The 18,574-nt window shown below is 67.9% G+C and carries 14 protein-coding genes and 1 pseudogene; 7 read left to right on the forward strand and 8 right to left on the reverse strand.

The features are described 5' to 3' along the window. Positions 1 to 17: 17 nt before the first annotated feature. The 3 genes from ABS361_10685 to ABS361_10695 form a co-directional block, all read right to left on the reverse strand. A complete protein-coding gene (locus ABS361_10685; GenBank protein XBY46630.1) occupies positions 18 to 710 on the reverse strand; it encodes a glutathione S-transferase family protein in 693 nt (230 codons plus the stop codon). A 219-nt stretch (positions 711 to 929) separates the two neighbouring features. Beyond that, positions 930 to 1,118 (reverse strand): hypothetical protein, encoded by a 189-nt coding sequence (locus ABS361_10690; protein ID XBY46631.1) that lies wholly within the window; start codon positions 1,116 to 1,118, stop codon positions 930 to 932. Positions 1,119 to 1,492: 374 nt separating this feature from the next. Further along, positions 1,493 to 2,326, reverse strand: coding sequence for a cyclase family protein (locus ABS361_10695; GenBank protein ID XBY46632.1), 834 nt, complete (start codon positions 2,324 to 2,326; stop codon positions 1,493 to 1,495). A 219-nt stretch (positions 2,327 to 2,545) separates the two neighbouring features. Between ABS361_10695 and ABS361_10700 the strand changes: the two genes are divergently transcribed. Then, positions 2,546 to 3,253 carry an MgtC/SapB family protein gene (locus tag ABS361_10700; protein ID XBY46633.1) on the forward strand — a complete coding sequence of 236 codons (708 nt, stop codon included), beginning with the start codon at positions 2,546 to 2,548 and terminating at the stop codon, positions 3,251 to 3,253. 60 nt (positions 3,254 to 3,313) lie between these two features. Next, a complete protein-coding gene (locus ABS361_10705; protein ID XBY46634.1) occupies positions 3,314 to 5,218 on the forward strand; it encodes an ABC-F family ATP-binding cassette domain-containing protein in 1,905 nt (634 codons plus the stop codon). Positions 5,219 to 5,318: 100 nt separating this feature from the next. On the opposite strand, the gene ABS361_10710 is transcribed toward ABS361_10705, so the two are convergent. The 5 genes from ABS361_10710 to ABS361_10730 all read right to left on the reverse strand — a co-directional run bounded on the left by ABS361_10710 (position 5,319) and on the right by ABS361_10730 (position 11,361). Continuing rightward, positions 5,319 to 5,729 (reverse strand): BLUF domain-containing protein, encoded by a 411-nt coding sequence (locus tag ABS361_10710; protein ID XBY46635.1) that lies wholly within the window; start codon positions 5,727 to 5,729, stop codon positions 5,319 to 5,321. Positions 5,730 to 6,147: 418 nt separating this feature from the next. Beyond that, positions 6,148 to 6,792, reverse strand: coding sequence for a TetR/AcrR family transcriptional regulator (locus tag ABS361_10715; GenBank protein ID XBY46636.1), 645 nt, complete (start codon positions 6,790 to 6,792; stop codon positions 6,148 to 6,150). A gap of 133 nt (positions 6,793 to 6,925) precedes the next feature. After that, the gene (locus ABS361_10720; GenBank protein XBY46637.1) at positions 6,926 to 7,375 is read right to left on the reverse strand and encodes a DNA polymerase III subunit chi; all 450 of its coding nucleotides are present in this window, start codon (positions 7,373 to 7,375) and stop codon (positions 6,926 to 6,928) included. Positions 7,376 to 7,485: 110 nt separating this feature from the next. Beyond that, a complete protein-coding gene (locus ABS361_10725; protein XBY46638.1) occupies positions 7,486 to 9,009 on the reverse strand; it encodes a leucyl aminopeptidase in 1,524 nt (507 codons plus the stop codon). A gap of 207 nt (positions 9,010 to 9,216) precedes the next feature. Then, positions 9,217 to 11,361, reverse strand: a complete 2,145-nt coding sequence (locus tag ABS361_10730; GenBank protein ID XBY46639.1) for a bifunctional diguanylate cyclase/phosphodiesterase — start codon at positions 11,359 to 11,361, stop codon at positions 9,217 to 9,219. A 528-nt stretch (positions 11,362 to 11,889) separates the two neighbouring features. Here ABS361_10730 and lptF point away from each other — a divergent pair. The 5 genes and pseudogenes from lptF (at position 11,890) to ABS361_10755 (ending at position 18,573) form a co-directional block, all read left to right on the forward strand. Next, on the forward strand, positions 11,890 to 13,104 hold the full coding sequence (gene lptF / locus ABS361_10735; protein ID XBY46640.1) for an LPS export ABC transporter permease LptF: 1,215 nt from the start codon (positions 11,890 to 11,892) through the stop codon (positions 13,102 to 13,104). After that, positions 13,101 to 14,192 carry an LPS export ABC transporter permease LptG gene (gene lptG, locus ABS361_10740; protein ID XBY46641.1) on the forward strand — a complete coding sequence of 364 codons (1,092 nt, stop codon included), beginning with the start codon at positions 13,101 to 13,103 and terminating at the stop codon, positions 14,190 to 14,192. Before lptF ends, lptG begins: the two co-directional genes overlap by 4 nt. 112 nt (positions 14,193 to 14,304) lie before the next feature. Further along, on the forward strand, positions 14,305 to 16,809 hold the full coding sequence (locus tag ABS361_10745) for an LPS-assembly protein LptD (protein XBY46642.1): 2,505 nt from the start codon (positions 14,305 to 14,307) through the stop codon (positions 16,807 to 16,809). A gap of 367 nt (positions 16,810 to 17,176) precedes the next feature. Continuing rightward, a complete protein-coding gene (locus ABS361_10750) occupies positions 17,177 to 18,136 on the forward strand; it encodes a SurA N-terminal domain-containing protein (protein XBY46643.1) in 960 nt (319 codons plus the stop codon). Between the two features lie 185 nt (positions 18,137 to 18,321). Beyond that, positions 18,322 to 18,573, forward strand: a pseudogene (locus ABS361_10755) (4-hydroxythreonine-4-phosphate dehydrogenase PdxA). Position 18,574 lies beyond the last annotated feature (1 nt).

The raw sequence follows: 18,574 nt of genomic DNA on the forward strand, positions 1-18,574 counted from the left end.
CTCATCAATGCCCGCAATCAATGCCCGGTCGCGGGCGCCTTTCGCGCAAATCCGTCGTGCGCGTCGAGGACACGGTCGAACCAGGCGCGCGCGACGTCGTCGCGGGCGACGAGTTCGAAGGCCGAGACCATGCGCGGCCACTGCAGCGAGCCGAACACGACATAGTCGGCATAGTTTGGCGCAGCGCCGCCGATGAAGGGCTGCTTCTTCAGCATGAGCCGGAGCGGCAGCAGCGATTCCCGGAATGCCTCGAGCCGGTCCTCGCGGCGGGCGACGATCTGCTCGAGCGGCGCGCCCATGCGCTGCTCGCGCGACTTGCGGAAATAGGCCCGATCCTCGGGCAGCAGCCGGTCGTGGATCTCCAGCACGACCATGCGCCCGATCGGCCCGTGCAGCACGTTCGCCCAGCTCTCGACGAAGCGCGCCATGGCGTGGCCGCCGGAACCGCCGAACAGGCTCGGCCGGTCGGGGTAAGTCTTCTCCAAATATTCCGCGATGGCGAAACTGTCGGAGACGATCGTGTCGCCGTCCTCGATCACCGGTACGGTCTTGCCGGTCCCGCCTGCAATCGCCGGAATCGCGGTGAACGGCGTGCCTCTGGTGCGGAAGGCCAACCCCTTATGGGCGAGCGCGAGCTTCACGCGCCAGCAATAAGGGCTGAAGCGCAGATCGCTCAGGCCGACCAGATCATGAAGCAGAATCGTAGACACCGAATCACCGGCTCCGGAATTGGATGCGGCGAAGTCTCGGCGATGGTCATGGTATTGTTCAAGCACTTCCGTGCGGGAGCACAAGAATTACTGTTACATTCCTGTACGTCGCTTCACGCTGGGCCGATCGGCGTGATTCGAGACTCGTTTGCTTCGTCGCGTCCAGGGGCGCGGTCACGCAGCCGGACGCTCCGAACCGCCGGTCGACCGCGGACAAGATCAGTTGCGCTCGACCGGACCCGGACAGGAACACGGCATGAAGCGGTCGTGCTGGTGCCGCACCAGCCCGGCGATCGAGCCTGTCTCGATCGGGTCCGTGGCGCGGCGTTGATCCTGGCGCTCGGCGAGGACCGCGATCAGGGCGAGGATCCCGAGCAGCACACAGCGGGTATCGATCATCCGGATCATGGTCGCCCTCTTCCACGCAAGACTGGAACACAAGGACGACGCGGCAAAACGGGGACTTCCGCGCCCCCGGGTGGCGGGGCGCGTCAGGTGTCTGGCTGTCGTCCGATGCCCTTCTTCAAACGCCCGCAACCTTAACCGGGAGTTAAGATCCACCTCCGTCCACAGGGCAGCCGAATCGCGCGATACGGGACGCTTTCGCCATGAAATGGCCGGGCCCGGGAGTCCGCGACCGCCGCCGAGCGCATCGAGGACCGAGCGGCGGCGCCCGCTCGACCGTGCAGCCGAGAATACCGTCCGTGGCGCGGACTGCAGAGGCTGTTCGACGCGGGCGATCGGACGAGACGGAGGGCGCTCGAGGGGCTGAACCGGCGCGGTTACACCAGCGCGATCAGCCGGCAGGGTCCGCCGCTCGCGCCCCTGACCTTCGGGGCGCCGACGACCAGCGTGGCGCCGCGGGGCGGCACGTCGTGCAGGTTGGCGACGCATTCCAGGCCCCAGCGCCCCGAACCGAGCCAGACCTTGTGGACCCGGAAATTCTTCGACGAGCCGTGGTCGAGCGACAGCGTGTCGACCGCGAGCCCGGCGGCGTCGCGCTCGCGCGCCAGAAACTCCGCCGCCTCGGCGTGGAAGCCGGGGAAGCGCATCACGCCCTTGTCGTCGCGGTTGCGATAGCGCGGCGTGCCGATGTGGCGGCCCCAGCCCGAATACATCGCCACGCAGGAGCCACGCCGCAGCCGCCCGTGGATGCGCTCCCATTCGAGGATGTCGTAGATGTTGAGCCGGTAGTCCGGCTCGCTCTCGGCCTTGTGGGCGATATCGACGACCGCGAGCGGCACGACCAGCTTCTCGACCGGAATCAGCTCGACGGTCTGACCGGTCGCCGAAATGTGGAACGGCGCGTCGATATGGGTGCCGGAATGCTCGGCGAGGTTCCATTCGAAGATGTTGAAGCCGTCGGTCTCGACCGAGGCGACCTTCTTCAGCTCGATGCCGGGATGGCCGTCCCAGGTCGGAAAGCGCGGATCGAGCGTGTGGGTCAGATCCACGAAGCGCCGGACGCGGATTTGCTTCGGGCGCGGCGGTACGGCCTCGGCCGGGCCGGGCATGGTCGCGACCGCGCCCGCCGCACCGGCGGCCGCCAGTCGCGTCAGCAGGCCGCGGCGCGAGAAATGGCGCTCCAGCTCTTCACGGCACCCGGGCACACACATCGGTCTCGCTCCTGTTGGCGAACCGGGTCCTCTTCGAACGCCGCGCCCCCGGCCTTCGACACCACCCGATCCGACGATCCCTGTTCTCCCGAAAGGTCGGAGGCCGAGCATAACCCGGTTCTCGCCCGCGGTCGCGCCCGGCCTTGCCATCGGCTTGCCCTCGCCTTGCGGCCGATGTTAGACGGCCCGCGGCAAGGCGACGTCGGGAGAGCCGGACGCATGGCGACGTTCAATTCGAGCGAGTTCCTGACCACGCTGATCGCACTCGGCACGGCCTTCGTGCTCGGCACCGCGATCGGGTTCGAGCGCCAGTTCCGGCAGCGCACGGCCGGGCTCCGGACCAATGTGTTGGTCGCGCTCGGCGCGGCCGCCTTCGCCGATCTCGGCATCCGGCTCTACGGTTTCGACGGCGGCACGCGCATCATCGCCTATGTCGTCTCGGGCGTCGGCTTTCTCGGCGCCGGCGTGATCATGAAGGACGGCACCAACATCCGCGGCCTCAACACGGCCGCGACCCTCTGGTGTTCGGCGGCGGTCGGCGCCTTCTCCGGCAGCGGCCTTGTCGCCGAAGCGGTGCTGCTGACGTCGTTCGTGCTCGCCGGCAACACGTTCCTGCGGCCGCTGGTCAACTACATCAACCGCAGCCCGATCGACGAGACTCTGACGGAAGCGGAATACCGCGTGATCGTCACCTGCGATCCGACCGACGCATCGGACGTCCGCGATCTGATCGCGGAGGAGTTGGAAAAGCGCAGCTATCCGATCCGCGAGATCGAGGTCGTGCTGGAGGCCGAGGACCACGTCGAGCTGTCTGCGACGCTGATTCCGACCGCGGTGAGCGCCAAGGAACTCGACGCGGTCGCCGCGCATCTGGAAAAGAACCCGCTGATCCGCAACGCGACCTGGACGGTCAGCACCTCGGCGTGAGCCGTTTCGCGCGGCTCGGCGGTTGACCGCGGCGACGCGAGACCGCATGAGAGGCGCGCCATGCTCGTCGTCTCCGATCTCACCTTCCGTATCGCCGGCCGCACGCTCCTCGACGGGGCGAGCGTGACCATTCCCACGGGCGCCAAGGTCGGCTTTGTCGGCAAGAACGGCACCGGCAAGACCACGCTGTTCAAGCTGCTGGTCGGCGATCTCGCGCCCGAATCCGGCACGATCTCGGTGCCGAAGGGCGCGCGGATCGGCCAGGTCGCGCAGGAGGCGCCGGGCAATTCGGTCAGCCTGATCGACACGGTGCTCGCCGCCGACAAGGAGCGCGCGGCGCTGCTCGCGGAGGCCGAGACGGCGACCGATCCGCACCGGATCGCGGAGATCCATACCCGGCTCTCCGACATCCGCGCCCATTCGGCCGAGGCGCGGGCGGCGACGATCCTGTCCGGCCTCGGCTTCGACCACGAGGCGCAGCAGCGGCCCTGCTCGGACTTCTCGGGCGGCTGGCGCATGCGCGTGGCGCTCGCCGGCGTGCTGTTCTCCGAGCCGGACCTCCTGCTGCTCGACGAGCCGACCAACTACCTCGATCTCGAAGGCACGCTCTGGCTCGAGACCTACATCGCGCGCTATCCGCACACGGTGGTCATCATCAGCCACGACCGCGATCTCCTGAACGCGGCGGTCGACACGATCGTGCATCTCGACCAGGGCAAACTCGTCGCCTATCGCGGCGACTATGACGGGTTCGAGCGGCAGCGGCGCGAGCGCATGCTCCTGAACCAGAAGGCGCGCGAGAAGCAGGAAGCCGCGCGCGCCCACATGCAGGCCTTCATCGACCGTTTCAAGGCCAAGGCGACCAAGGCGCGACAGGCGCAGTCGCGCATGAAGATGCTGGCCAAGATGGAACCGATCGCCGCGATCGTCGAGGACGAGGCGATGCCGTTCGCGTTCCAGCCGCCGGCGGGACGCCTGTCGCCGCCGATTTTGGCGCTCGACAACGTCTCGGTCGGCTACGAGCCGGGCAAGCCGATCCTGAAGAAGCTGACGCTCCGGATCGACACCGACGACCGCATCGCCCTGCTCGGCTCGAACGGCAACGGCAAGTCGACCTTCGCCAAGCTGATCGCCGGCCGGCTCCAGCAGGAAGCCGGCGAGATCAAGCGCGCCAACAAGCTTCAAATCGGCTTCTTCGCCCAGCACCAGCTCGACGACCTCGTGCCGGCCGAGACGCCGGTGCAGCATGTCGCGCCGCTGATGAAGGGCGAGCCGGAGGCGCGGATCCGGTCGCGCGTGGCACAGATGGGCCTGCCGACCAACCGCATGGACACGCCCGCCAAGGATCTTTCCGGCGGCGAGAAGGCGCGGCTGCTGATGGGCCTTGCGACCTTCGCCGGCCCGAACCTGATGATTCTCGACGAACCGACCAACCATCTCGACATCGACAGCCGCGAAGCGCTCGTGCAGGCGCTCAACGAATACGACGGTGCGGTGATCCTGATCAGCCACGACCGGCATCTGGTCGAGGCAACCGTCGACCGGCTGCTGCTGGTCGCCGACGGCACGGTGTCGGCCTTCGACGGCGACATCGAGGACTACAAGAAATACATCCTCGAACGCGCCTCGGCAGCCGCGCGCGGCGGCGCCGACAAGGCCGACGAGGCGCCGAAGACCTCGGCGCAGGACCGCCGTCGCCAGGCCGCGCAGTTGCGCGAACAGCTCGCGCCGCTCCGCAAGCAGATCCGCGACGCCGAGACCCGGACCGAGAAGCTGCAAGCCGAGATCGCCAAGCTCGACAAGGAGCTGGCCGACCCGGCGCTGTTCACCAGGGACGCGGCGCGCGGCACGAAACTCTCCAAGCAGCGCGCCGACGCCGAAAAGGCGCTCGCCGCCGAGGAGGAGCGCTGGCTCATGCTTTCGGCGGAATACGAAGAGGCCGAAAAGGCCGCCGCCGAGGCCTGAGGGTGCCACGCGTCACCGGGCGCGCGACCCCGCGAGCGAAGTTTGGGTGGTCTGGCGGGACGTTTGGGTGGTCCCGGGCGGGGTGTTCGCTCCCGCGCCGTCAGTGAACGCGCAGCATGGCACCGATCTCGGCGAGATCGACGGCAAGCGGGATCGGAACCAGCTTCGGTTCGAGCCGGATCAGCGGTGGCGGCGGCGGTGTCCGATGCAGCGGCCGGAAATGCACATCCCAAGTCTCGAACATCCGAGCGCGCGCCGGGCCGTGGGCGACGACCTCGACGTCGCCGTGGCGCTCGTCCTTCATGATCCGCTGGAACAGTGCGCCGAGCAGCACGTCGTCGCCTTCCAGGCACTGGAAGATGATCCGCTCGTCGGAGATCATGATGCCGGTGAAGCCGTGCTTCTTGTTGTGCTCGCGCGAGATGACGACGATGTCGGACAAATCGTGCCAGCGCCCGGCCGCCGTCTCCGCGGTCAGGCGAGAAAAGAACGAGAAGCGAAGCAGCGCCATCAACGCCTCCAGTAACGCTTCCGATCCCGTGCCGCCGAGGGAACCTGTCGTTCCGTCGCGGACCGCGCGTCCATCGCCGGCGCAGGGTTATTCCCAAGCCGACGCAACGACGGTACTACGTAGTTTGCCGTTTGCAATAGATTTGTAGAATTTCAGGTCAACTAAACCAATATATCGGTGCATTATTCGCGCATTCGGCTTACGAACCGACCGCTACCGCGGGCGGCGCCGGCCGCCGAACCGGCCTCGGGGCCGGTTCCCAGCGATCGCGCGCGGCGCTTTTCGGCGCTGGCCCACCGATTCGAAGGTGCGCGGCGCCGCCGCCGTCATCACGTCAGCCCCTCGGCCGACCACCGGATCCGCTCGTCGCATCGAAACACGGGCTCTGTAACGGGCTGACGACGGAGCGCCGTCCGTATCATTCCCGCCCCCGACTACCCTCGCCCGCCATGGCCTCTCCGGCGCCGAGTGCACGGCGGCCGGCCAGATAGACCGTCACGAGGCGCCGGACCATGTCGGTCGCAGTCGCGCCGGTCACGAAGCCGAGCTTGCCGCGCCGGCCGAGCGCAGCGATGCCGTGGACCGAGGCCCAAAGCACATCGACCCCGGCGTTTGTCTCCGCATCGGACCGGCCGCCGAGTGCCTCGGCCGCGCCGGCGCGGACCGCCGCGACCAGCCGCGCCACCCGGTCGGCATGCCAGTCCGGCACAGGGCGGTCGTTGGCCAGATTGTGCTCGAACAGCATCGACCAGAGTTCGGGCTCGCCGGCGGCGAAGGCGACATAGCGCTCGGCCATCGCGACGACGCGGGCGGCCGGCTCGTCCGGCAGGGGCGCGTCGAAGACCGCAGCCATCAGTTCGTCGAGCACCTCCGCCGAGAGGTGCAGGACGATGTCGTCGAGGTCCAGGAACAGATTGTAGACACTGCCGACCGAGCAGCCCACCGCCTCGGCGATCCGCCGGACCGTCAGGCCTGCGACGCCATCGGCGCGCACCATGGCGCGGGCGGCGACGACGGCGTCGGCCCGCAGATCCTCGTGGCTCTTTCCCATGCGTCGCGGCATGCGTCCCCCGCTTTCGAGGGCAGCATATGAGCACCGTTCACAATCGCAAGGGCCCGGGTGTCAAATCGAGGCGACAGCCGATCCGGACCACGGCGGCGAAGAGAAATCCGGCGCGGGCGATCCGCCGCCGACCTCATGCCTTCTTGATCCAGCGGCCGCGATCGTCCTGTTGCCAGTAGGTCAGGGCGTGGCCGGCGTCCTTCAGCGCCTTCCAATGGGCGCGGGCGTCGCCGAGCGCGTCGGGGTCGTTGCCGTCGAAGACGAGCACGACGCGCGCATAGGCGGCGACGTCGGCGGGACGGGCGCGGTCGACCAGGAAGCGCACCGTGGCGCCGTTCGGATTGTCGGGACCGTCGGTCAGGAAGATCGGCTGCTCTTCGGGATCGCCATCGCGGCGCGTGCCGTGCGGCAGAAAACTGTCTTCCTTGTAGGTCCACAGTTCGGCGTCGAGCGCGTCGCGGCGCTCCGGCGAGCCGGTCTCGACCACGACCCGCCAGCCGCGCTCGATGCATTTCTCGAGCAGGCTCGGCAGCACCCGCTCGAGCGGCTGATTCTGGAGGTGGTAGAACAGGATCTCGGTCATCGCGCCGATCGCTTCACGCCCTCGCGGGGCCCCCGCCCGGCCGGTGTCAGGCTCTCGCGGCGGCCCGAATGCCGGTCCGGTGGCGGCAGTACCGCCACCGGACCCGACCGTCACTTCTCATAATGATCGGCGACGAGCCGATCGAGCAGGCGCACGCCCCAGCCCGAGGACCAGACCCGGTTGGTCTCGGTCTGCGGGCTGCCGATCGCGGTACCGGCGATGTCGATGTGCAACCACGGCACGTCGTTGGTGAAGCGCTTGATGAACTGCGCGGCGGTGATCGAACCGCCGTCGCGACCGCCGGTGTTCTTCATATCGGCGAACTGGCTGTCGATCATCTTGTCGTAGTCGGCCGACAGCGGCATGCGCCAGACGTGCTCGCCGGTCGCCTCGCCGGCGGCGGCGAGCTGGGTCGCGAGATCCTCGGACGTCGAGAAGATGCCGGCGTAATGCTTGCCGAGCGCGACCACGATCGCGCCGGTCAGCGTCGCCAGATCGATCATGAACTGCGGCTTGAAACGGTCCTGGATGTACCAGACCACGTCGGCGAGCACGAGGCGGCCCTCGGCGTCGGTGTTGATGATCTCGATGGTCTGGCCGGACATGGAGGTGACGATGTCACCCGGGCGCTGGGCGTTGCCGTCCGGCATGTTCTCGACGAGACCGATGGCGGCGACGACGTTGACCTTGGCCTTGCGCGCGGCGAGCGCGTGCATCAGGCCGGTGACGCAGGCGGCGCCGCCCATGTCGGCCTTCATGTCCTCCATGCCGCCGGCCGGCTTGATCGAGATGCCGCCGGAATCGAACACGACGCCCTTGCCGATGAAGGAAATCGGCTTGTCCTTCTCCTTGCCGCCGTTCCAGCGCATGACGACGAGGCGCGGCGGGCGCGACGAACCCTGGCCGACGCCGAGGAAGGCACCCATGCCGAGCTTCTTCATGTCCTTCTCGGTCAGGATCTCGACCTCGACGCCGAGCTTCTCGAGCTCCTTGGCGCGGCGGGCGAACTCCTCCGGGCCGAGCACGTTCGGCGGCTCGAGGATCAGCTCGCGGGCGAGATTGACGCCCTCGCCGATCGCCTCACGCGCGCCGTAGACCTTCTTGGCAGCGAGGTGCCCGTCGACGGCCAGCGCGAGCTTGAGGCCCTTGTCGCCCGTCTTCTCGCCCTTCTCGCTGCCGCTGTCCTCGTCCTTCTTCTTGGTCTTGTAGCGATCGAAGACATAGCCGCGCAGGAAGGCGCCGAGGCCGATGTCGGCGGCCGCCTCGGCCTCGACCTCGCCGCCGGCCGGACGCTCGACCACCACGGTCGCGCCCGAGGCCTTGATCTCGGCGAGCTTGCCGGCGATGGCGCCGCCGAGGCGCTGCCAGTCGCGCTCCTTCCAGTCAGCACCCTTGCCGAGGCCGACGACCAGGATGCGGTCGAGGCCGGAGCCCGCCGGCGCGATCAGGTCGAGAAACTGGAACTGCTTGCCCTTGAAGGCCGCCTTTTCGATCGCGCGCGTGACCAGCCCGCCATGGGCGGCGTCGATGGCGCTCGCGAGAGCGCCGAGCTTCGCGCCGTCGTCCGCCAGGAGCACCGCGACGCCGGTCTCGGGCGCGGCGAGCTTGACGAAGGAGATGGTGGGAAGGGCCATAATGATGATTCTCCTCGGCATTCTGGGACGGCGCTCACCGGGGGCGAGAGCGCGGGTCGGCAGAACATGAGGCCTCGGGACCGCTCAGGCAAGGTGTCCGCAGCGTCAATCACGGCGCTTTGCGGCCGCGACGAGCGCGTTGGATCGTCGAGGCACGGACGTCGAACCGTCGGCGGGACGCAGTGCTCGCGGACAGGGCGAGCGGCCTCAGGCCGCCGTCACGGCCACGCCCGCACGGCGGATCAGCGCCTGCACCTCGCCGGCCGGCGCGGGGTGGCCGAGCAGGAAGCCTTGCACTTCCGAACAGGCGAGACGGGCGAGATAATCGAGCTGATCCGGGCGCTCGACGCCCTCCGCCGTGACGGTCATTCCCAGCGAACGCCCGAGATAGACGATCGTGCGCAGGATGATGCCGGCGGTCGCGGTCGGATCCTCGAGGTCGAAGCCGGCCAGAAAGGCCCGGTCGATCTTGAGCTTGTCGATCGGCAGCGCGCTCAGATAGCCGAGGCTCGAATAACCGCAGCCGAAATCGTCGAGCGCAATGCGCACGCCGAGCGCCTTCCATTGTTCGAGCCGGGCCCGGGCGCCGTCGGCATCGTTGAGGAACACCGACTCGGTGATCTCGAGTTCGAGCCGCTGCGGCGGCAGACCGCTGCGCATCAGGGCGTCGGCGAGTGTCAGGGTGAAGCGCGGGCTGCGGACCTGCAGCGGCGAGACGTTGACCGCGATCTTCAGACCGTCCGGCCAAGTGTTCGCCTCGGCGCAGGCGGTTTCCAGAACCCAGGCGCCGAGCGTCTCGATCAGCCCGTATTCCTCCATGATCGGTATGAACACGGCGGGCGAGATCATGCCGTGGTCCGGGTGCCGCCAGCGGGCGAGCGCCTCGAAGCCGACCAGCCGGCGCGAGCGCGTCTCGAACTGCGGCTGATAATGCACTTCGAACTCGCCGCGCTTCAGGGCGGTGCGCACATCCTCGACCAGTCGCGCCCGCTCGACGAAAGCGGCCCGGAGGCCCGGCTCGAACAGCGCGACGCCGCCGCCCTTGGTCCGCTTGGCCTCGGCCATGGCCAGATCGGCGTCGCCGAGAAGCGTGCCGAGATCGCCGCCGGGCGCCGAGCGCGCGACGCCGATGCTCGCGCCGACCCGGATCGCCAGTTCGTCGCGCATCATCGGCTCGGAGATCAGCGCCGCGATCTGGCGGGCGATGTCGGTCGCCGCCTCGTCGTCGATCGCGCGCTCGAACAGCACGAGGAACTCGTCCACGCCGAGACGGACCACGTCCTGCGCGTCCGGCAGGCCGTGCGAGAGCCGGTCGGCGATGTTGCGCAGCACCTGGTCGCCACGGTCGTGGCCATAAGTGTCGTTGAGGATCTTGAAGCCGTCGATATCGACGAGGAACACCGCGACATCGGCCTGGCCGCCGGAAGCGGCACGCGCCTCGATGCCGGCGAGGCGCTCGCGCAGATAGGCGCGATTGTAGAGGCCGGTCAGCGGGTCGAGAAACGCCAGCGCATGCAGTTCGCGTTCGCGCTCGCGCAGCCGCGCCTCGGTCGCGGCCTGTTCGGTGACGTCGATGCGGCGCGACATGGTCGCGCCGGTCTTGGAGCGCGAGCGGGTGTAGATGTAGCTGCGACCGCCGACGGTCTGAATCTCGCGCTGGCGCGCGACCAGATCCCGCGACCGTCGTTCGCGGTCGGCGAGGTAGGCGTCCGGATCGGAACGGGCGAGCGGATCGTCGATGACGCCGGCCGCCAGGTCCAGCCGGTAGAGATCGAGGTGCGACATGCCGAGAACGCCGCGGCGATCCGGCAGATGCGGAAAGACGCGGTGGTAGGCATCGTTGGAGAAGATGATGCCGTCGGCCTCGTCGTAGAACGAGATCGCCTCCTCGCTCTGCTCGAGCGCTTCCAGCACCATCTGCGAGAGGCGGCGCTGGTGCAGATCGGCGATATTGGCGGCCGCGAGGCGGATCAGGCGCGCACAGCGCTGGCGCATGGTCCCGTCGAGACCGGGGATCGCGATCACGACGGCGCCGATGACACGCCCGCCGGCGATCAGACGCTCGGCGATCATGCCGTTCGGGTCGGTCGGCCAAGTGGGAGCACCATCGGTCAACAGCCACGCCACCACCTGGTCGAAACACGGTGGCGAAGCGGGTCCGAAACCGGCGATGTGGTGCACGTTCCGGCCGTTCATCGCGACCGCATAGCCGTCGAGGCGCGCGCATTCGTCGCCGCCGCATGCCCAGTACAGCGCGGCAAAGACGTCGGCCCCGGAAACCGCGTTTCGCATCCGCACGGCCGCTTCGGCGATTGTCCCGGCTTCATCGGCGCCGAGAGCGTCCTGCCGCATCTCCATGGTCTCCCCGGCGCCAGCTTATCCGATGTCAACGGTAGGGCCAAAACGTTAATAGAGCATCAGCGCACCGTTGTAACACCCCTTTGACGACGACCTTCACGTGAAATTCCAGTTTATTGATCGACCGTTCAAAATGAACGTGGGTGATCCGCACAGCGAAGGGCGAAGGTTCTTTGATCTATTGATGGCCAGAACCCCAATTCCGTAGCGTAATTACTTTCATCCACCCCGTCTTGTACGGACTTTGCCGAAGACCAACGCGATCACGATCGGAACGCAACACCCGTGCGAGGGCGTGCAAGAGTGCCACGCCGAGGCCGGAATGAGATCGTTAACCATGTTTGTTTGACAAGCTTTAGCCATTCCGCTCTTGGATGAAGGCTGGTGGTTTGCGATATGACGGGCGTTTCCGGCCGTTCGATCGCGGGCGGTACGGCCCTGGTCCTTCTCGTCGCCCGGCGGCTCGCCGAGGCCGACCGTGCGGGTCCCGGCGGGAGAGAGCGAGTCGGGATCGGACCACCCATGAAGCTGATCGAGCGCTACATCTTCGGCCGGGCGGCGGGCGCGTTCCTGCTGACGCTGATCGCGCTCGCCGGCGTGGTCTGGATGACCCAGGCTCTGCGCCAGATGAACCTGATCACCGCCAAGGGGCAGACGCTGCTGGTCTTCCTGGAGATCACCCTGCTCGCGGTGCCGTTCCTGCTGATCGTGATCGCGCCCTTCGCCATGGTGATCGCAGCGATCTACACGCTGTCGGCGCTGAATTCCGAGAGCGAGCTCGTCGTGCTGTCGGCGAGCGGCGCCTCGCGCTTCGTGCCGATGCGGCCGCTGGTGGTGCTGTCGGGCACCGTCGCGATCGTGATGCTGATGATGACGACGGTCGCGGCGCCGCTGGCGCTGCGCCAGTTGCGGGTCGAGCTGACGCGGGTCAACGTCGACCTGATCGCCAACATCGTGCGTCCGGGCCGGTTCACCGAGATCGAGGACGGGCTGACCTTCCACATCCGCAACCGCGCCGCCGACGGGTCGATGGCGGGCCTGTTCATCGAGGACCGGCGCGACAAGGATATCGCCTTCACCTACATCGCCGACCGCGCCAACATCGTCGAGATGGTCGGCAAGACGCTGCTCGTCATGCGCGATGGCGCGATCCATCGGCTGACCAATCGCGACGGCGCGCTGTCGATCGTCAAGTTCGAGGCCTACGCCTTCGACCTGACCGGCATGACGCCGCAGAACACCCAGCCGATCTATCGCCCCTCGGAGCGCTTCACCGGCGAGCTGCTGGCACCCGACCTTTCCGACGACTACACCGCGCGCAACATCGGCCGATTCCGGTCGGAGCTGAACGAGCGCTTCTCGCAGCCGCTGCTGCCGATCGCCTTCACCGTGATCGCCTTCATGGCGCTCGGCGAGCCGCGCACGACCCGGCAGGGTCGCGGCATGGCGGTGTTCTCGGCCGTGCTCGGCGCCTCGGCGCTGCGCGGCATCCATTTCGCCGCCTCCAGCGCATCGGTGAACAGCGTCGCCGCCGCGGCCTTCATGTATATCGCGCCGCTCGCGGTGATCGTCGGGGGCCTGGCGCTCGCGGCCTCCGATCGCGGCTTCGCCCTGCCCCGACCGGTCGAGCGCGCGATCGACAACGCCGCCGACGGTGTCGGCGCGGTGCTCGGGGCGATCGGCCGACGCTTCGGCCTCGCCGGCGACGAGCAAGGCAACGAGGGAGGTGGCCGATGATCGGACGCACCCTCGGCAGCTATTTCGCGCTCCGGTTCCTGAAGTCGATCGCGGCGATCTTCTTCATCGCCTTCTTCATCATTCTGCTCGCCGACCTGCTCGAGATGCTGCGGCAGACCGCGGACCGGCCGAACTTCTCGTGGTTCAAGGTGCTGCTGGTGTCGCTGTTCAAGGTGCCCAGTCTCAGCGAGCAGGTGTTGCCGTTCGCGACGCTGTTCGGCGCCATGGCGGCGTTCCTCAGCCTGTCGCGCCGGCTCGAACTGGTGGTGGCGCGCGCCGCCGGCATCTCGGTCTGGCAGTTCACCCTGCCGGCGCTGCTCGTCGCGCTCGGGCTCGGGGTCTTCGCGGCGACCGTCTACAATCCCGGCGCGGCCTATCTGAAGGCGCGCTCCGACGAGATCTATATCGATCTCTCCGGCGCGGTCGCGCGGCTTGCGGCGCAGACGACGCGCGACGCCTGGCTGACGCAGGACGGCAAGGACGGCGAGTCGATCCTGCATGCGCGGCAGTCGCTCGACCAGGGCGCCCGGCTCGCCACCGTCACCGCCTACCTGTTCGACAAGACCGGCCGCTTCCGCGAACGCATCGACGCCGACGAGGCGCGCTACCAGGACGGGCACTGGACGCTCACCAACGCCACGGTACGCACCGCCGAGGCCGGACCGCAGACGTTTTCCACATATGCGATCGCGACCTATCTGACGCTCGAGCAGATCCGCGAGACGCTCGGCGCGCCCGACGCCGTGTCGTTCTGGGCGCTGCCCTCCTTCATCGAAGCGGCGCGGAACGCCGGACTTCCGGCGTTCCAGTACGAGCTCCAGCTGCAGATCCTGCTCGCGCGGCCGCTGCTGCTCGCCGCCATGGTGTTGATCGCAGCGACGGTTTCGCTCCGCGTGTTTCGGTTCGGCAACATCGGAAGGCTCATTCTCGGTGGCGTGGGCGCAGGCTTCGTGCTTTATGTGGCGGGTGAAATCGCCCGGGATCTCGGGAGCGCCGGAATCGTTCCGCCGCCCCTCGCCGCATGGTCCCCGGCCGTGGTCGCGACACTGATGGGGTTCACGATTCTGCTCTTCCAGGAGGACGGCTAAGGCCATGACCGGCGCCTCTCCTCCTCGCGGCCGAACGGAATCGCGGCGCCTCCCGGCGCGGCGGACGACCCCGCATTTCCAGATGCCTTCGCTTGGCCGGACACTCGGTCTCGTGTCGACGATCGCGCTCGGCCTCGCGGCCCTGCCGGCGGGTGCGCTCGCCCAGACCACGACGGCGAAGGCCACGACGACGAAGACCACGACGGCGACGACCACGACGGCTCCCGCGCGCACCGCTGCGCCTGTCGGCACGTCCGCGCCCGCCCCGGCCACCGCCGGCATCACGCAGGACGCGCCGATGCTGCTGGAGGCCGATCAGGTCATCTACGATCGTGACCGGGACAGCGTCACGGCGACCGGCAAGGTCCACATCTACTACAAGGGCAACACGCTCACCGCCGACAAGGTGACCTACCTGCGCAAGACCAAGCGCGCGGTCGCCGACGGCGACGCGCGCCTGACCGAGCCGGGCGGCAACGTCATCACGGCGACGCATCTCGACGTGTCGGAAGGGTTCGGCGAAGGCTTCGCGCAGTCGCTGCGCGTCGACTCGGTCGAGCGCTCGCGCTTCGCCGCCGAGAGCGCGCGCCGCGAGGCCGGCAACGTCACGGTGTTCGAAAAGGGCGTCTACACCGCCTGCCAATCCTGCGTGAACGAGCCGGAGAAGCCGCCTTTCTGGCAGATCAAGGCCGCCAAGATCATCCACAACCAGCAGGAAAAGACGGTCTATTACGAGGACGCGCGCCTCGAGTTCCTCGGCGTGCCGATCGCCTATGTGCCGTATTTCCAGCATCCCGACCCGTCGGTGAAGCGCAAGACCGGCTTTCTGACGCCGAGCTTCGTTGCATCGAGCAAGCTCGGCTTCGGCATCCAGCAGCCGTTCTACTGGGCGCCGAGCGCCGACTGGGACGTGACCTTCTCGCCGGGCTTCCTGTCGAACCAGGGCATCCTCGGCGACGTCGAGGTCCGCCACGCGTTCGAGAACGGCCGCGTGTCGGTGCGCGGCATCGGCATCAACCAGATGGACCCGGGCGCCTTCGCCGGCACCAGCGGCCAACGCCGCGAGCGCGGCGCCGTGATCACCAAGGGCGAGTTCGACATCAACGAGCGATGGAAGTGGGGCTGGGACGCGACGCTCCTCAAGGACCGCCGCTTCCTGACCGACTACCACATCGTGCCCTCGACCCAGACCGAGGCGATCTCGACGCTCTACCTGCAGGGTCAGGGCGACAAGAACTGGTTCGACGCGCGGTTCTACAAGTTCAACGTCCTGATCGACGACAATCCGACCGACAAGCTGAACCGCACCCTGCCGAACGGCGTCGGCACCAAGCTGCAGCAGAAGCAGGCGGTCGCCCATCCGGTCGTCGACTACGACGTCGTGTTCGGCGACCCGATCTGGGGCGGCGAGCTGTCGGCCAACGCCAATCTGACCAGCCTGACCCGCAACGCGACCGACAAGGACATTGCCGGCCGGATCTACGGCATCGCCGGCAACTATACCCGGCTGACCGGCCAGGTCGGCTGGCGGCGCGAGTTCATCGACGACTACGGGCAGGTGTTCCAGCCGTTCTTCCGCGCCCGCGGCGACGTGTTCTTCGACAAGAACACCGACAAGAACCTCGCGCCCTTCGTCTCCGACGGCGCCGCGGCCCGGTTCACGCCGACCGCCGGCATCGAATACCGCTATCCGTGGCTGATCGCCGCGTCGTCCGGCGCGCATGTGGTCGAGCCGATCGTGCAGGTCGTGGCGCGACCGAACGAGACCTATATCGGCCGGCTGCCGAACAACGACGCCCAGAGCCTCGTGTTCGACACGACCACGCTGTTCCAGGCCGACAAGTTCTCCGGCTACGACCGCGCCGAAGGCGGTACGCGTGCCAACGTCGGCCTGTCCTACACGTTCACGCCGCTCGACGGCGGCTCGGTGTCGATGATGTTCGGCCGGTCCTACCTGCTCGCCGGCACCAACTCCTTCGCGACGCCGGACCTTCAGACGCTGCTCAACAGCAACGCCAATTTCGGCTCGGTGCCGCTGACCGGCTATGGCTCGGGTCTGGAGTCCCGCCAGTCGGACTATGTCGGCCACGTCAAGGTCGACACGGCCAAGGGCCTGACCATCGGCGCGCAAAGCCGCTTCGATACGAGCTCGTTCCGCCTGAACCGCGCGGATGTCTATGCGAGCGGCAGCAGCGGCCCGGTGACGGCGTCGGTGACCTACACCTATTACAAGACGCCGAAGTACATCTACGATCTGATCGACTCGCAATATGCGAACTCGCCGACCGATCGGCAGATCGCGCTGCAGTACGTCAAGCCGGAGCGGCAGGAAGTCCAGACGGCGCTGAACCTGCGCATGGCGGAGACCTGGCGGTTGTTCGGCGCGGTGCGCTACGACGTGAAGGGCAACTTCGTCGCCGGCGACTCGATCGGCATCGGCTACGACAACGACAGCTTCTCGGCCTCGCTCGCCTTCCAGGAGTCGAGCAACATCGCGCTCGACAAGTCCGGCAATGTCGTCACCGGCGCCCGCACCGTGTTCGACCGCACGCTCTACTTCCGCTTCGGCCTGCGGACGCTCGGCGACGGCCAGGTGTCGAACAGCCTGCGGCGCTGAACGATCGCGCCACGAACGATCGCACCGAACGATTGCGCACGAGCCCGATCCTTTATGCGATCTCGGCGTTGTGAGACAGGCGCGGCTGCCGCCGTGTTGCCGACGTCAGATTTTGACCACGATGCTCGGAAATGGATGCTGTCTCCCGGCGTCGCGCGAGACATGCGGCGTTCGGCCGGATCGTCGAGGCAATCCGGCTGAAGCATAGCGTTCGCAAGGGTCGAGACCTGCGCGGCGCCGATGCGTCCGACGGCGTCGGCCGCACGCCCCCTCGACGCGGGGCGCGCGGCGTGCCACAGAGCAGAACTTGCGAGGACCAGGGTCCGGGGTCCGTTTTGCCCGCGGCCGAACACGAGGGTTCAATACGATGCAGTTCGCGAAGAGAGCCGGTGCGGTCGCGGCGATCGCGCTCTCGGCGCTGATCCTCCAGGGTGCGGTCGGGCGCGTAGAGGCCCAGACCACCATCAAGGTCGTTGTCAACGGCGAGCCGATCACCTCGAACGAGATCAATCAGCGCGCCAAGCTGCTCGGCCTGTTCATGCGCGGCCAGTCGGCGGCCTCGATCCAGCGAGCGGCCGAGGAAGAGCTGATCGACGACAAGCTCAAGATCCTCGAGGCCAAGCGCGTCGGCATCTCGATCTCCGACCGCGAGATCGACACGGCCTTCGCAGGCTTCGCCCAGCGTCTCAAGATCACGCCCGCGCAGATGACGCAGGCGCTGGCGCAGCAGGGCGTGGATGCCTCGAGCTTCAAGACCCGGCTGCGCACGCAGATGATGTGGCAGCAGCTCGTCGTCGGCCGCTTCCGCAGCACGATCAACATCTCCGATGCCGAGATCCTCGACGCGCTCGACAAGAAGGGCGACACCAAGGACAAGGAGAAGCTGGTCAAGCGCGAAGGCACGACCAACGAGTACAATCTCCAGCAGGTGATCCTCGTCGTGCCTGCGCAGGGCGGCAACGCCGAGGCGCGTCTGCGCGAGGCGGAGGCGCTGCGCGCCAAGGCCAACGGCTGCGACGGGCTCCAGAGTCTGGTCCGGCCGCTCAAGGAGGCTGTGGTCAAGCCGCTCGGCAAGCGCACCGAGGACGAGCTGCCCGACGTGTTCCGCGGCGTGCTGGCCGATGTGCCGATCGGCAAGCTGTCGAAGCCGCAGCGCACGCCGCTCGGCATCGAGATGGTCGCCGTCTGCGAGAAGCGCCAGATTTCGGGCGACTTCACCATCCGTTCGAAGGTCGAGGACGAGCTGCGCCAGAAGCAGGGCGAGCTCATGTCGCGCCGCTATCTGAACGATCTGAAGCGCATCGCCGTCATCAACTACCGGCGCTGAGCCGCGCGATGAAGGCCACTCCAGCGACGGCGCCGCATGCGCGCGCATCGACGATCGGCGGCGCCCTGCCGCTGGTCCTGACCATGGGCGAGCCGGCCGGCATCGGCCCGGACATCACGCTCGATGCCTATCTGCAGCGCCGCGCGCTCGAGCTGCCGGCTTTCTACGTGCGCGCCGACGCGGTGATGCTGCGCCGCCGCGCCGAGCAGCTCGGCCTCGATGTCCCGATCGCCGAAGCGTCACCGGGCGAAGCGGTCGCGCTTTTCGACGAGGCACTGCCGGTGGTCGATGTCGGCACGGCCGTCGCAGGCGTGCCGGGCACGGCAACGCCGAGCGACGCGCCGGCCGTGATCCGCTCGATCGAGCAGGCGGTCGACGATGTGCGCGCGGCCCGCGCCGCGGCGGTCGTCACCAACCCGATCAACAAGCACGCGCTCT

It is taken from the genome of Ancalomicrobiaceae bacterium S20 (assembly GCA_040269895.1).
Taxonomy (GTDB): Bacteria; Pseudomonadota; Alphaproteobacteria; order Rhizobiales; family Ancalomicrobiaceae; genus Methyloraptor; species Methyloraptor flagellatus.